Origin of the sequence: Bacillus sp. FSL K6-0268 (assembly GCF_038005425.1) — a bacterium.
Lineage (GTDB): Bacteria > Bacillota > Bacilli > Bacillales > Bacillaceae_G > Bacillus_A > Bacillus_A thuringiensis_S.
Genome location: NZ_JBBOTF010000001.1, coordinates 4,364,260 through 4,378,215 on the forward strand (window position 1 = coordinate 4,364,260; position 13,956 = coordinate 4,378,215).

Genomic DNA, 13,956 nt, shown 5'->3' on the forward strand with positions numbered 1-13,956 from the left:
CCTTTCTATTCTCTAAAACTTAATGTGTTGTGATAATTTTTGCATATAGAAGGAACGAATTAAAAGGAAAAATAGAATTTCAACCGTTCCAAAAATCATAAGTACGACTGTAATCTCAGCGAAAAACGAGAGATGTAATATTTCTTGTAGCATCTTTGTCGCAAACATCGTATGGATCGATGACATAATGTAAGGCACGAAGAAAAGAATCGCAAGCTGAATTGTCGCTGAACGTTTCATTTCAGTCTCAGTTAAGCCAATTTTCGTAATCGTTATATATTTTTCTTGCTCATTTGTTAAATCTGTATACATTCGGAAGTAAAGAACACTGCCAGCACCGATAAAGAAAATAACCCCTAGGAAAGTACCAATTAAGAAGAACGAAGCGACATTTAGTTTTGTTTTATATAGAGAATCGCTCGCTTCACTTGCATGGAACGGTGGATGCTCTGCTTGAATCGCTGCATTGTCGTTATCGATTTTTGTTATAAACGCTGAACCGATATTATGTGCTTTCTCCCAATCTGTAACCTTGAAGTTATATACACTCATTTGTTTGGAAACGGTGGATAAGGCTTCTACATTTTCATCAGATAGTATGAGTACTTGGTATATTAAGCTGTTTGGGAATGGGTTATAACTTTTATATTCTTTCACTTGTAGTTGTAAATTGTTTTGAGTAAGTGTAAGAGTATTTTTCTTGTCTTTATTGTGAAGTGTTCCAATAACTTGATCATCTAAGTCTTTCATAAGGATATAAGATTCATTCTTATTCACCGTGAGTTTTTCCCAATTTAACGCCTTAGCAAGTACATTATAGTCACTTTGTTTAATTGCGTAATAGAGCTGTGTGTTATCTTCAGCTGAAGATACTTCATATATATCTGTTTTAAATTTTGTATAAGTAAAGTGCTCTTCATTAAATTTCTGCTCTAACCAGTTTAAATGTTCATCAGCTAATGTATTTTCAGTATGTGATAAATAAGTAAACGGGAAAGGGTTTTGTCTAATCGCATCAAACTTTGTAAATTTCCCGAATCCATATAAGAATGTAATCATTGTAAAAGCGAGCGTCGATAGCATCGCCACAATAAAGAGCATATTAATATTCGTACGAATGCGTGATGCTAAATCAGAAATCCAAAGCATATTAATTCGTTTCATATAAAACGTTCTTCGCATTTTTAAAATACGAATAAGTAAAAAACTAATTTGTGAAAAGAAAAAGTATGTTCCAGCTGCAATAAGCGATGGGATGACAAATATACTAGAGATGGCATATAAAAGCCCAATGATGTCACCTAGCGACATAAAATACAGCGGATTTGCGGCTAACGCATATCCACATATTAAACACATCGCACCAAATAGAGAGATGAGAACGGATGCTTTTCTTTCTTTTTGTTTTGTTCCTTCTTTTAAAAGACGTACGGCTTTTCTCGTACGAATGAGCATGGGTGTAAAAGATGATACGAGAATGAAGAGCCCAAGAAAGATGATGATAGTTAAAACGATAGCACTTGTAGGCGGATATAAATATAAACCAGGTACGTGTGTAATTTTGGCGGTAACTAATAAAAAGAACTGTGAAAAGACGACTCCAAGTTGAATGCCAAAAAATATAGAAAGAGCACCAATTAACATATTTTCTATAAATATGAGTCGTTTTAATTGTTTTTGAGATATGCCAAGTACTGTTAAAATCCCGAACTGTTTTTTTCGTACTTTTAAAAACGTACCGATTGAATACAGTAAAAAGAAAAATGAAAAGAACACAATGACAACTTCTGAAATTGTCATTAATATGTTCAGAGAATAATTCACGTCTGTCATATGCAATTTAGGATGAAATAAATAAACTGCAAATGAGAAAAAGATTGCGATGGAGAACGCACTGCTTACAAAATAGGCGAAATAAGCTCTGGCGTTCCGCGTCACGTTTTTAAATGCAAACTGCCAAAATGTCATTCACCTAGCCTCCTAATGGGGTGAAGATGAGAAGAGCATAAGAAATACTCTTTTCATCAAGTTTGTTTTAAATATTTTGTCCACTCGTGTACTGTGATAATTTTTGCATATAAAGTGAACGAATAAATAAGAAAAATACGATTTCAACGAATCCAAAAATAATAAGAACGGCTGAAACTTCTTTGAACAGAGATAAACCAATTACATCTTGTAGCATTTTTGTTGCGAACATTGTATGAATGGATGCCATAATGTACGGAATGAAAAATAAAATACTAAGTTGAATGGTTGCAGATCGTTTCATCTCTGTATCTGTTACACCGATTTTAGAAATCGTTATATATTTCTCTTGTTCGTTCGTCAAATCCGTATACATTCTAAAGTAAAGAACGCTACCAGCTCCAATGAAGAAGATAACTCCTAAAAATGTCCCGATTAAGAAGAATGCGGCACTACCAGATGTTATTTTGTATAACGATCCTGCTGATTCAAAGGATCGAATAAGAGGTCCTTCATACTGGGATTTATTTCGATCTTTTTGCACCTTTTCTATAAAATTATCAGCAATTTCATATGTCTGTTCCCAGTTTTGAATTTTGTAATTGTATGCTGATATATGTTTTACGGTGTTAGGTAAGTTATTTACGATAATATCAGGCAACACTATCGTTTGATATGAAAAGTCAGATGGGATTGCGTTTACATGCTCATAGCCTTTCACTCGTAATTTCGTATTTGTACTAGAGAGTGTAATGTAATCTCTTTTGTAGCTTTGCTCAAATTCGTTGAATATGGTGATATAAGATGTCCCTGTTAGCACATATGCTTCGTTATCATCCATAAATAGTTGTTTCATTCGTAAAGAATCTGCAAGTTTGTTATAGTCACTTTGCTTAATTGCGTATACGTCATTATAAATGGCTATATCTTTATCTTCTTTTAGTGGTGTTTCATATATATCAGCTTCTATTTTTTGATAAGGGAAATGCTCTTTTTGTAATTGTTGCTCGAGCCAATTTAAATGCTCTGTAACAAAAGGGTTCGCATCATAAGAAAAATAAGAAATTGGGAAAGGAGAAGTTCTATTAACTTCTAGCTTAATAAATTTCCCGAATCCATATAGAAACGTAATCATTGTGAAAGCGATCGTAGATAGCATCGCTACAATAAAAAGCATATTAATATTCGTTCGAATACGGCTCGCTAAATCCGAAATCCAAAGCATATTAATCCGTTTCATATAAAACTTCCTTCTTTTCTTTAAAATATAAATCAGTAAGAAACTAATTTGTGAAAAGAAGAAATATGTTCCGATTGTAACAAGCATTGGGATAACGAAAATACTTGAAACCATATATATAACACCGATTTGCGGGCTTACTGATACGAAATATTTAGGATTTCCAGCTAACGCATAACCACCAAATAAACAAATCGCACCAAATAATGAAACAAGTATGGATGGTTTTCTTTCTTTTTGTTTTCCACCATTTGTTTTTAAAAGGTGTACCGCTTTTTTTGTACGAATAAGCATTGGTGTGAATGCAGATACAATGATAAAAAGACTAAGGAAAACAATGGTTGTTAGAATAAACGCGTTAGTAGGACCGTATAAATATATTCCTGGAACATGCGTAAGTTTGGATGTTACTAATAAAAAAAATTGAGAAAAAACAACTCCAAACTGCATGCCGAAAAATATAGATAAAATCCCGATTAACATATTCTCCATAAAAACAAGACGATGTAATTGTTTTCTCGATATCCCTAAAATGGTCAAAACACCAAATTGTTTTTTTCTAACTTTTAAAAAAGTACCAATGGAATATAGTAAAAAGAAGAAAGAGAAAAATACAATTACTACTTCTGAAAATATCATTAATCCTGAAATTTCAGAGGTCATGCTAAAATTTTGTAATTTCGGATGAAACAAATAAACAGCAAATGAAAAGAACACAGCAATGGAAAAGGAACTACTTACAAAGTAAGCAAAATAAGCTCTTGAATTACGCGTTACATTTTTAAATGCAAATTGCCAAAATGTCATAGGTTATACCTCCGGCTAGAAGATATAGAAGTAGTTGTATTGCAAAAAATGTATGAGATTGAGTTCTCATACATTTTGCTTGCATATGTTATGATCATGCTTCGGTCACCTTCTCCGTATGTTCTGCTTGATTATTTGCAGCGTTGTGGAAGATGATTTTAATCGTCGTTCCTTTACCAACTTCAGAATCTAGTTTGACAGAGTGACCTAAATAATCACAAATTTTACTTACAATATAAAGTCCCATACCAGTAGATTCTCCGAATGCGCGACCGTTTTTCCCAGTGTAAAACGGTTCAAATACTCTTCGAATATCTTCTTGCGGAATACCAACACCTTCATCACGAACTTCTAAAATAATATCTTTTCCGTTTCGATAAGCAGATAAGAAAACTTTCTTTCCGCGTTCACCAGAGTAACGAACAGCATTTGTCATTAACTGATAGATGATAAATTTTAGCCATTTCGCATCAGAAGCAACTTTTAAATCAGAATGGACTTCTAAAACAGGGAAGACACCATTACGAATGAATAGTTCTTTTAATCCGTTAATATTTTTTGTTACCGTATCTTTTAATGAAATCGTCTCGACATGGAAATCTTCATGGAAGTTATTTAACCTAGCCATGTATAAAGCCATATCAAGCCCTTGGTTTAGACGCTCTAATTCTTTTTTAAACTTTGGAATTAAATGCTCGTCTTCCATTTCTAGCACCATAAGCTGCATAACAGAAACAGGTGTCTTCATTTGATGTACCCAATGGTTAATAAATAATTGATGTTCTTGTTGTTTTACTTCATACGATTGTAGTTCTTTTTGGAAGAGGCGGTACTGCGTACGCACGAGTTCATTGACACCGTGAGGCATCGGAGCAGTCGCTCTTTCAATAAACGCATCTTCCATTTTTTCTGGTTGCTCACTTAATCTATGGTACATTCTACGATTGCGAACGTAACGATAAGCGAGGAAACAAATAAATAAGTATAAACTTAAAACAACGAAGTAAAATTTATTGTTTTGAAATCCATCTACTGCATCATAAAGAACGAAGATGATACCGAAGTTTAATACGTACAGTAGGAAAAATGCAAAATGATCACGTAAAAATAGCTTCATGCTTATTCACTCCAAGTTGCGTTAAAGCGATATCCAAGTCCACGTACTGTTTCAATAGAGTTCTCAATACCAAGCTCATTAAACTTTTTACGAAGACGCGTAATGTTTACGTTCAATGTATTTTCCTCAACGAAACTTTCATCATCCCAAAGCGCAGCTAATAAATCTTCACGGCTCGCTGTACGAGGGAATTTTGATAATAACATTTCTGCTAAAATAGCTTCTTTCTTCGTTAAAAGAACTTGTTCAGATCCAAAATGAATTTCTGGACGTTCTGGAAATAGTTTTAACCCTTCTACTTCAACGATACGTTCAGAAATATTTGGTGCATAATCACCGTAAATACGGCGTAATTGTCCTTTGATTTTCGCCATTACAACGTCGTAGTGGAACGGCTTTGTAATGTAATCATCCGCACCGCTTTCAATCGCCATAATTTGTTCCATCTCACCAGCACGCGCTGAAATGAAAATAATTGGACAAGTAGATTCATGACGAATTTGACGGCACCAGTAGAAACCATCGAATTTCGGTAAGTTTACATCAAGTAAAACAAGATGTGGTTTCACAGCGTTAAACGATTCCATAATATCATCGAAATTCTCCGCTACAACAGCCTCATAACCGTACTTCTGAATGTGAGATTGCAGTAATGATGAAATATTTGGATCGTCTTCAACGATTAAAATTTTATACATATGTATATTCCTCCTCAAAAAAAACAATTGTAGCTATAGTGTATCATGTGTTTCAAGTCTTTTCATTATGTTGAAAGATAAGCTAGTAAACAGTATAGGTTAAAAGTTAGAAAAGTAAAAAGTATTATAGGAATAATTCAATATATTTTCCTTTTAAATATATGAATGAATAAAAAGTATTATATTTTTTATGAAATTTGGAACTTTATTTTGCTTACCGTCCAATATATAGTGAGAACATCGTTAAGGAGGGGGCACTACTTGGCAAGTAATGAAGATATACATATTTGGATAGAGCGTTTACTAAAAGGTGACGAGGAGGCTTTTGAATTTATATTTAACTTAACGAGTCAGAGAGTCTATGAAACCGTCTTTGCTATAGTTAAAAATCGGCATGATACAAATGAAATCGTAAATGAAATCTACTTTCAACTTTGGAAATCTATTTCAACATATGATCAATCTAGACCGTTTCTATTTTGGTTGAATGGAATTGTTTACAAACAGATTAGTCAATGGAGAAAACACATATGGAAGAGGCTGCGCTTATTTGAAAAACAACAACTAAGTGATGAGACAGTTGTAGAAGTTCCAGAAAAAGTATTATTAAGAAAAGAAACAGAAGAGCTGCTTTCCTTTTTAACCTGCGTAATCTTTAGATTTTATTCAATATAGAGTAATTGGCGTAGGGTACAAAATAAAAAGGGGCGTATAGATGATTGACAATTAACTAAAATCATTTTAACATTTAGATAAATATCTAAATGTCTAATTAATGAGGGGAAGAAAGACATTGAATCAAGCATTCAAAGCATTAGCAGATCCAACAAGGCGAAAAATTTTAGATTTATTAAAAGAAGGCGATCTAACCGCTGGTGAGATCGCTGAACATTTCAATATGACAAAACCAAGTATTTCACACCACTTAAACGCACTTAAAAATGCTGAACTTATTCAAGATGAAAAGAAAGGGCAATTCGTTGTGTACTCTTTAAACACAACGGTCTTTCAAGATTTGTTGACTTGGGTGTTTACATTTACGAATAAGGGGGAAGAGGGGAAATGAAAAAACATCTTTTTGCAATCTTATTAATCGTTATAACTTGTTTAGCTTGGGCGTTTGCTTGGCCGCATTTGCCGGATACAATTGCGACACATTGGAGCGGCGGTAAGGTAGATGGCTATTCGTCTAAATTTTACGGAATGGTTTCTATGGTCGGAATTATGATTGCATTATATATATTTCTAAATGTGATACCAAAGATTGATCCAAGGAAAGCAAATTACGAGAAATTTTCTAAAGCCTTTATGATGATGAATAATGGGGTACTATTGCTACTATTTGTAGGAAATATAGATATTATTACAAGTGGATTAGGATATAACTTATTCATTAATCGGGTGCCTGAATTATTAGTTGGTGTTTTATTTTTAGTAATGGGTAATTATTTACCACAGTGTAAGCCAAACTTTTTTGTCGGGATGCGTAATCCATGGACGTTAAGTAATGAAGAAGTATGGCGGAAAACACATCGGTTTAGCGGAAAAGTATTTGTGGCGTTAGGAGTTATTATGATTATAAGTGTTTTCGCTCCGGCTGATTGGAGAACTTATATAATGCTTGGGATTATAGTAGTTGCTGTCATTATAACGAATTTATATTCTTACGTTTTGTATAAAAAAGAAATACAAATGTGAGTTATATTAGTCAAATTTTATATTTATAGTTTCTATGTGTTAAGGGATTTTAATACTCAGTGGGAATAATGAAAAGCTCACTGAGTAAATTTTTCGTTTTAAGGTCTGAAAATTCAATCGAAAAGGTGATTTGGGGGGGATTTACATGTTAGAAATTATAAATTTTAGCAAGACATATAAAGACGGTAAGAAAGCAGTTGATCATTTGAATATTACTGTTAAAGCAGGGGATATCTTTGGATTTATTGGACATAACGGTGCGGGGAAAAGTACAACAATTAAGTCGTTAGTAGGAGTTATAGATTTTGAAGAGGGTGAAATTTTTATTGATGGACATTCAGTAAAAAAGGATCCGATTGCATGTAAGAGAGTAATGGCGTATATTCCTGATAATCCAGATTTATATGAGCAATTAACAGGAATTCAATATTTGAACTTTGTTGCGGATGTGTTTAAAGTGCCTGCGAGGGATCGGGAAGAACAGATACAGAAGTATGGGGATGCTTTTGAGATTACACCGTACTTAGGGGACTTAATATCTTCTTATTCACACGGTATGAAACAAAAAGTAGCGATTATATCGGCGGTTTTACATAAACCAAAATTATTAGTTTTAGATGAACCTTTCGTTGGTCTTGATCCAAAGGCAGCCGTAGTATTGAAAGGTATTATGAAAGAGCTTTGTGAAAAAGGAAGTGCGATTTTCTTTTCTACGCACGTTTTAGATGTAGCTGAGAAGTTATGTAATAAAGTAGCGATGATTAATAGAGGGAAATTAGCACTTTCAGGAGAAGTAAATTCTTTAATTAAGGAAGGCTCATTGGAAGAGCTCTTTATGAAGGAGCTTGCTAATGAATACTAATAGTTTAGGTCTTTTGAAAATTCGGTTGATAACGCAGCTCGGTTTAAACACCTTTAAATACGAAAAAGATAAGAAAAAGAAGCAGAATAAGATTTTGCTGACAGCATCTATTGCTCTAGTTGGTGTCATGTTAATGTTATATTGCGGAGCTTCGGCATATGGGTTGGTAAAACTAGGAATGAGTGAAATTATTCCCGTCTATGCACTAGTTATTAGCAGTATATTAACGTTGTTTTTCACTATATTTAAGGCAAATGGAGAAATTTTTGCTTTTAAGGATTACGACTTTTTAATGTCATTGCCGATTCGCGTAAGTACTGTTATTGCAAGTAGATTTTTGTATTTATACCTGCTGAATACAATCTTTTCAATCATAATCATGCTACCAATGGGAGTTGTGTATTGTATACATGAAAATCCATCAGTTTCTTTTTACTTTATGTGGTTCATCAGTATGTTTATCGCATCTTTAATCCCAACAACAATCGCAGCAATCTTTGGAGCTTCGATTACGGCAATCGCTTCTAAATTTAAAAATACGAATAAAATAACTACGATTTTAAGTTTTATAGTAATTATTACATTCGGTTCCTTTATGCTAAAAAACGGAAATGCTCAATATAGCCTTAATGATATGAACGGAATTGGTGCAATTGTTTCGGAGCAATTAACTAAAGTGTATCCATTAGCTAACATGTTTCAAAAAGCAATTGTTAATGCTGATATGGTAGCTTTCATCTTATTTGTGGGGATATCAGTGATTTGGTATTATCTTTTTATAAAAATACTTTCGTTAAAATATAAGCAAATAAACACAGGGATCACCACTTATCATATGCTTTCAAATTATGAGATTAATAGCATGAAAAAAGAGAGTGTATTGGTCGCATTGTATAAAAAAGAGCTGACACGTTTCTTCTCTTCTACAGTGTATGTTATAAATAGTGGAATGGGAGTCGTGATGGCGCTAGCTTTCTCGCTAGCTATAGTTGTAGTAGGACCAAGCCAATTAATAGCGTATCCTGGAATTGAGCCCCTGTTGCAAAAAATTGCCCCATTTGCTATTGCAGCAGCGATTTCGATGACATGTACAACATGTGTGTCATTGTCTTTAGAAGGAAAAAATGTATGGATTATTAAATCATTGCCTATAGCGCCAAAGGTGATTTATGATAGTAAAATTCTTATGAATCTTTCATTGAGTATACCTGCATCACTTATTAGTGCTGTATTACTAATAATCGGGTTAAAGCTAGATGTTTGGAGTTCTCTTTTCATCGTCATAACACCGATAATATATTCATTATTTTCAGCAGTATGGGGGATTTTCATTAATAATCGATTTGGTTATTATGATTGGATATCAGAAACTCAAGTAGTAAAACAAAGTATAGGATCGTTTGTTGGTATGTTTGGCGGCTTAATTGTGGCGGTTATACCTGCCTTGTTAATTGGTACTGCTACTATCTCGAACTACAGAGTATTTACTTTTGCAGTTATTATAGTGCTTACGATTATTACTATTTTCTTGTATAAGAACGAGTCGAGAAGAAGTATAAAATAAAGGAGCTGCTTTTCCTTTAAAAAGGAAGAGTAGCTTCTTTATTTTGGAAAGGTTAGATTTTTATATTACTTTTTTAAAACAGGTACCCATATTTCACTTCTGAAATTCGGAGAGGATACGTCTTTACTTTCATTCCACAATATCTCTGGTCCTTCCGCTAGTTCATAGTTCGAAGAAGGGAACCATTCAGAATAAATACGTCCCCACACATTTTGTAATGCATCAGGAAATGGACCGACAGCTTCAAATATAGCCCATGTTGAAGCTGCGACTTCAAGTTGCGCGAATTGCTCTGGACAATCTTTCGTTGTGGCTACTCCAATATAGTGATCAAGTTCTCCTTTTTCCTCCATTCTCCCTTCAGAAAAATTAGTAGAGGCACTAATAATTCCAGTAGGTTCAATGTTTGAAAGTGACTTTAATGTTTGAATGGAGTCTGGGTTTAAACTTTTCCACATAGAAGCGATTTCTTCATTTACACCATTGAAAACGATTGATACTCGTTTTGTAATACCTATAATTCGAAATGGCTCTTTTTCTTCAATTCGATAATTCATTTCATTTCCTCCTTGAATGGATAACTGGAAGGTCATTGGTGAATAAGCCTTCAAAGAATGGCTACTATTTCGGGCCTCTGAAGGTGTTATACCGTGCAAGTTTTGAAATGCACGAGCGAATGAATCTGGTGAGTTGTAGCCATATTTTATAGCGACATCAATGACTTTTACATTGCTGTTTTTTAGTTCAAAGGCAGCGAGAGTAAGACGTCTACAGCGAATATAATCAGATAGTGATATGCCTGCTAAAAACGAAAACATTCTTTTAAAGTGATACTCAGAACAGAGAGCTAGCCTCGCAACTTCTTTAAAATCAATTTCATTCGTAAGGTTACCTTCAATATAGTGCATTGCATTATTCATATTTTTAAGTGAATCCATATTATGACCTCCTCTGTACATAGAATAACAGGAACGAAATAACCCCATCCGACATTTCGTGCACAACTTTGTAGGTGCATTTTTTACCTTACAAAATTGTAATGTTCCTGTAAGGAGAATGAATGGATGGTATGATATCCCAATGTTATAGTAGCAAAGTACTTTAATTCATTATGTTAACTTTTTGATGTCTTTACTTATGTGCCTTACATAACTGTCATGTTTGTGTAAGAAACATCGATAGTGGCAAGAGTAGAGAGTGTATATAGTTGAAAATAGAGAATAGAAGAAATGAGGGATGTCGAGATGAAAACAGTGTTAGAAGCAAAAAATATCGAAAAAGTGTATGACACGGGTGGTAATAAATTTGCAGCGTTAAAAGGTATTAACTTACAAGTAAAAGAAGGTGAATTCGTTGGAATTATGGGACCTTCTGGTTCTGGTAAGACGACTTTACTAAATGTTCTTTCTACAATTGATAATGCGACGAACGGTGAAATTTTAATTGATGGAAAAGATATTGTGAAGATGAATGATGATAAGTTAGCGTTATTCCGCCGCGATCATTTAGGTTTCATTTTCCAAGATTATAATTTATTAGATACGTTAACAGTGAAAGAGAATATCGCTTTACCACTTGCGTTATCAAAGGTGAAAGCGAGTGAGATTGATCGCCGCGTTCTTGAAATCTCAAAGAAATTCGGTATTGATCATATTTTAAGTCAGTTCCCATATCAAGTGTCGGGTGGACAGAAGCAGCGCTGCGCAGCATCACGTGCAATTGTTACGAATCCAAGTATGATTTTCGGAGACGAGCCAACTGGAGCGCTTGATTCTAAATCTGCAACAGATTTACTTGAAAGTATGAAGTCATTAAATGAATATGATAACTCAACAATTTTAATGGTAACGCATGATGCATTTGCAGCAAGTTATTGTAAACGAGTTATTTTCATTAAAGATGGTGAACTATATAAAGAATTGCACCGCGGTGAATCAACGCGTAAACAGTTCTTCCAAAAAGTCGTGGACGTAATGTCTTCTATTTCTGGAGGTATGGCTGATGACCTTATCTAGCATTGCCCTCCGCAACATACAGCGGAACTTTAAAGACTACTTTGTATATTTCGCATCTATGATTTTTAGTATTGTTATTTATTTTACATTTAAAGCACTGCAATATAATTCACAAATGGAAAAAGCAGCAGAAGCTTCTAAAAAGATTAGTGGTGCATTTCAAGTTTCCAGTGTGATGCTTATCATTTTCGTAGCAGTGTTTATTATATATTCGAACGGATTCTTTACACGTAAACGTAAAAAAGAAGTTGGCTTATATTCGTTATTAGGTATTCGAAAAAGACAAATTGGTAAAATGCTCTTTTATGAAAATATGTTAATGGGATTAATGTCATTAGTAATTGGGATTGCGATCGGTAGTGTCCTTTCGAAATTATTCCTTGAGTTATTAGTAAATATGATGGGATTAAATTTAAACGTTCATTTTGAAGTACCAATGGCAGCAATTATTGATACAGCAATTATTTTCTTTGTGATTATTTTATATACATCACTCCAAGGATATCGTTTAATTTATCGCTTTAAGTTAATTGAACTTTTCCGCGCAGAACGTGAAGGAGAAGCAATGCCAAAAGGATCTGTCATTATGGCGTTAATTTCAGTTTTCTTAATCGGCTCAGGTTATTTCTTAGCGTTAATGTTTATGAAAGCAGTTATGTATGCAAACTTTATGGCAGTCGCACTTTATATATTACTTGCGACAGTATTAGGTACGTATTTACTATTTATGTTCTTTACAGTATTCGTATTGAAACGTGCAAGAAATAATAAATCATCGTTTTATAACGGTATGAATATGGTAACGACGTCACAGTTACTATATCGTATTAAAGGAAATGCAAAGTCACTTGCGACGATTTCTATTTTAAGTGCGGTAACATTAACAGCGGTTGGTACGTCAGTTACGATGTATTACAACACATTTACACAATCAAAAGCAGCTATGCCATACAGTTATTCTTACGAGAAAAAAGATGCAGAGCTTGATAAGAAAGTAAATGCGATTTTTGCAGAAGAGAAGAAAGATCATCCAATCAAAGATCAAGTTGAAATTGAGACAGTTCCTGTAAAAGGGAAGTTTGAAGGAGATAAAGTTGATTTCATTCTTAATATGAATTACACGATTTCAGAGAAATATCAATTTATGTCTCAATCTGAATTTAACAAGCTTGCTAAAAAAATTGATGCGGAAACAGTGAATGTAGCTACTGGCGAAGCATTTATATATGATAGTTCTTATATGGAAGGGTATGAGTTTAGCCCCGAATATAAAGGAAATAAAGCGGTATTCCAAATTGAAAATGAAACGAAGACGTTGAAGATCCAAGGTGCAAATAATAATGCAATTACAAACTTAGGTGAACTAGTTGTTGTCGTTTCAGATGAAATGTATGAACAAGCGAAACAAGCATTTGGAACACGTATTGTAAAAAATATTGATGTAAAAGATGAAAGAAACAGTAAAGTGTTAACGGAAAAATTAGCAAAAGTGATGCCAACTGGTGTATCAGAAATGGCACCACCATTTAGAGACTTCTATACTGGTTTCCATATGGGACTGGAAGCAACTGGACTAATGATGTTCATCGGACTATTCTTAGGTTTAGTCTTCCTATTAGCGACAGGCTCAATCATTTACTTTAAGCAGCTTACAGAAGCAAGTGCTGACCGTGATCGTTACATTGTCCTTCATAAAGTCGGGGTAACGAAACAAGAAATGAAAAAAGCTATTGCAAAACAAGTGAGCTTTATCTTTGCAATTCCACTAGTAATCGGAATTCTGCACAGCTTGTTTGCATTAAAAGGTTTAGGGAACATACTGCCATTTGAAATTATGATTCCGCTTTTAATTAGTATTGGAGTATATAGTGTTATTTATATTGGATATTACTTCATCACAGTTCGTTCTTATTATAAAATCGTGAGTGCGAAGTAATAAAGGGACAGCTATCGTAATAGGGATAGCTGTTTTTTTATTCTTCATAAA

12 protein-coding genes are annotated in these 13,956 nt (G+C 33.8%); 7 read left to right on the forward strand and 5 right to left on the reverse strand.

From position 1 onward, the window contains the following. Positions 1-12: 12 nt before the first annotated feature. The 4 genes from MHI28_RS22700 to MHI28_RS22715 all read right to left on the reverse strand — a co-directional run bounded on the left by MHI28_RS22700 (position 13) and on the right by MHI28_RS22715 (position 5,830). Positions 13-1,968 (reverse strand): FtsX-like permease family protein, encoded by a 1,956-nt coding sequence (locus MHI28_RS22700; protein WP_000145001.1) that lies wholly within the window; start codon positions 1,966-1,968, stop codon positions 13-15. A 67-nt stretch (positions 1,969-2,035) separates the two neighbouring features. Continuing rightward, positions 2,036-4,015, reverse strand: coding sequence for an ABC transporter permease (locus MHI28_RS22705; protein WP_000145077.1), 1,980 nt, complete (start codon positions 4,013-4,015; stop codon positions 2,036-2,038). A gap of 94 nt (positions 4,016-4,109) precedes the next feature. Then, on the reverse strand, positions 4,110-5,132 hold the full coding sequence (locus tag MHI28_RS22710) for a sensor histidine kinase (protein ID WP_000765341.1): 1,023 nt from the start codon (positions 5,130-5,132) through the stop codon (positions 4,110-4,112). Between the two features lie 2 nt (positions 5,133-5,134). After that, the gene (locus MHI28_RS22715) at positions 5,135-5,830 is read right to left on the reverse strand and encodes a response regulator transcription factor (RefSeq protein WP_000276738.1); all 696 of its coding nucleotides are present in this window, start codon (positions 5,828-5,830) and stop codon (positions 5,135-5,137) included. 261 nt (positions 5,831-6,091) lie between these two features. Between MHI28_RS22715 and MHI28_RS22720 the strand changes: the two genes are divergently transcribed. From MHI28_RS22720 to MHI28_RS22740, 5 genes are all read left to right on the forward strand, one after another. Continuing rightward, on the forward strand, positions 6,092-6,505 hold the full coding sequence (locus tag MHI28_RS22720) for a sigma factor (protein WP_000157858.1): 414 nt from the start codon (positions 6,092-6,094) through the stop codon (positions 6,503-6,505). 118 nt (positions 6,506-6,623) lie between these two features. Then, entirely contained in the window at positions 6,624-6,896 is a 273-nt protein-coding gene (locus tag MHI28_RS22725) for an autorepressor SdpR family transcription factor (protein ID WP_001070526.1), read from the forward strand. Further along, positions 6,893-7,528: an SdpI family protein gene (locus MHI28_RS22730; protein ID WP_000716351.1), complete on the forward strand. Its 636-nt coding sequence runs from the start codon at positions 6,893-6,895 to the stop codon at positions 7,526-7,528. The genes MHI28_RS22725 and MHI28_RS22730 overlap by 4 nt, the downstream gene beginning before the upstream one ends. A gap of 145 nt (positions 7,529-7,673) precedes the next feature. Further along, positions 7,674-8,390, forward strand: coding sequence for an ABC transporter ATP-binding protein (locus MHI28_RS22735; protein ID WP_000889755.1), 717 nt, complete (start codon positions 7,674-7,676; stop codon positions 8,388-8,390). Then, positions 8,380-9,954, forward strand: coding sequence for a hypothetical protein (locus MHI28_RS22740; RefSeq protein WP_001095674.1), 1,575 nt, complete (start codon positions 8,380-8,382; stop codon positions 9,952-9,954). The genes MHI28_RS22735 and MHI28_RS22740 overlap by 11 nt, the downstream gene beginning before the upstream one ends. Before the next feature lie 65 nt (positions 9,955-10,019). Here MHI28_RS22740 and MHI28_RS22745 read toward each other — a convergent pair whose 3' ends face one another. Further along, positions 10,020-10,892, reverse strand: a complete 873-nt coding sequence (locus MHI28_RS22745; RefSeq protein WP_000377725.1) for an AraC family transcriptional regulator — start codon at positions 10,890-10,892, stop codon at positions 10,020-10,022. Positions 10,893-11,198: 306 nt separating this feature from the next. Here MHI28_RS22745 and MHI28_RS22750 point away from each other — a divergent pair, with 306 nt between their 5' ends. Continuing rightward, entirely contained in the window at positions 11,199-11,969 is a 771-nt protein-coding gene (locus tag MHI28_RS22750; protein WP_000859656.1) for an ABC transporter ATP-binding protein, read from the forward strand. Continuing rightward, the gene (locus MHI28_RS22755) at positions 11,956-13,905 is read left to right on the forward strand and encodes an ABC transporter permease (RefSeq protein WP_000176146.1); all 1,950 of its coding nucleotides are present in this window, start codon (positions 11,956-11,958) and stop codon (positions 13,903-13,905) included. The genes MHI28_RS22750 and MHI28_RS22755 overlap by 14 nt, the downstream gene beginning before the upstream one ends. The last annotated feature ends 51 nt before the right edge of the window (positions 13,906-13,956 follow it).

What these genes read in the sequence shown, in the direction of transcription:
- MHI28_RS22715 (WP_000276738.1), bottom strand. Translation starts at nt 5,830, where the DNA reads ATGTATAAAATTTTAATCGTTGAAGACGATCCAAATATTTCATCATTA.
- MHI28_RS22740 (WP_001095674.1), top strand. Translation starts at nt 8,380, where the DNA reads ATGAATACTAATAGTTTAGGTCTTTTGAAAATTCGGTTGATAACGCAG.
- MHI28_RS22700 (WP_000145001.1), bottom strand. Translation starts at nt 1,968, where the DNA reads ATGACATTTTGGCAGTTTGCATTTAAAAACGTGACGCGGAACGCCAGA.
- MHI28_RS22735 (WP_000889755.1), top strand. Translation starts at nt 7,674, where the DNA reads ATGTTAGAAATTATAAATTTTAGCAAGACATATAAAGACGGTAAGAAA.
- MHI28_RS22730 (WP_000716351.1), top strand. Translation starts at nt 6,893, where the DNA reads ATGAAAAAACATCTTTTTGCAATCTTATTAATCGTTATAACTTGTTTA.
- MHI28_RS22705 (WP_000145077.1), bottom strand. Translation starts at nt 4,015, where the DNA reads ATGACATTTTGGCAATTTGCATTTAAAAATGTAACGCGTAATTCAAGA.
- MHI28_RS22745 (WP_000377725.1), bottom strand. Translation starts at nt 10,892, where the DNA reads ATGGATTCACTTAAAAATATGAATAATGCAATGCACTATATTGAAGGT.
- MHI28_RS22710 (WP_000765341.1), bottom strand. Translation starts at nt 5,132, where the DNA reads ATGAAGCTATTTTTACGTGATCATTTTGCATTTTTCCTACTGTACGTA.
- MHI28_RS22755 (WP_000176146.1), top strand. Translation starts at nt 11,956, where the DNA reads ATGACCTTATCTAGCATTGCCCTCCGCAACATACAGCGGAACTTTAAA.
- MHI28_RS22750 (WP_000859656.1), top strand. Translation starts at nt 11,199, where the DNA reads ATGAAAACAGTGTTAGAAGCAAAAAATATCGAAAAAGTGTATGACACG.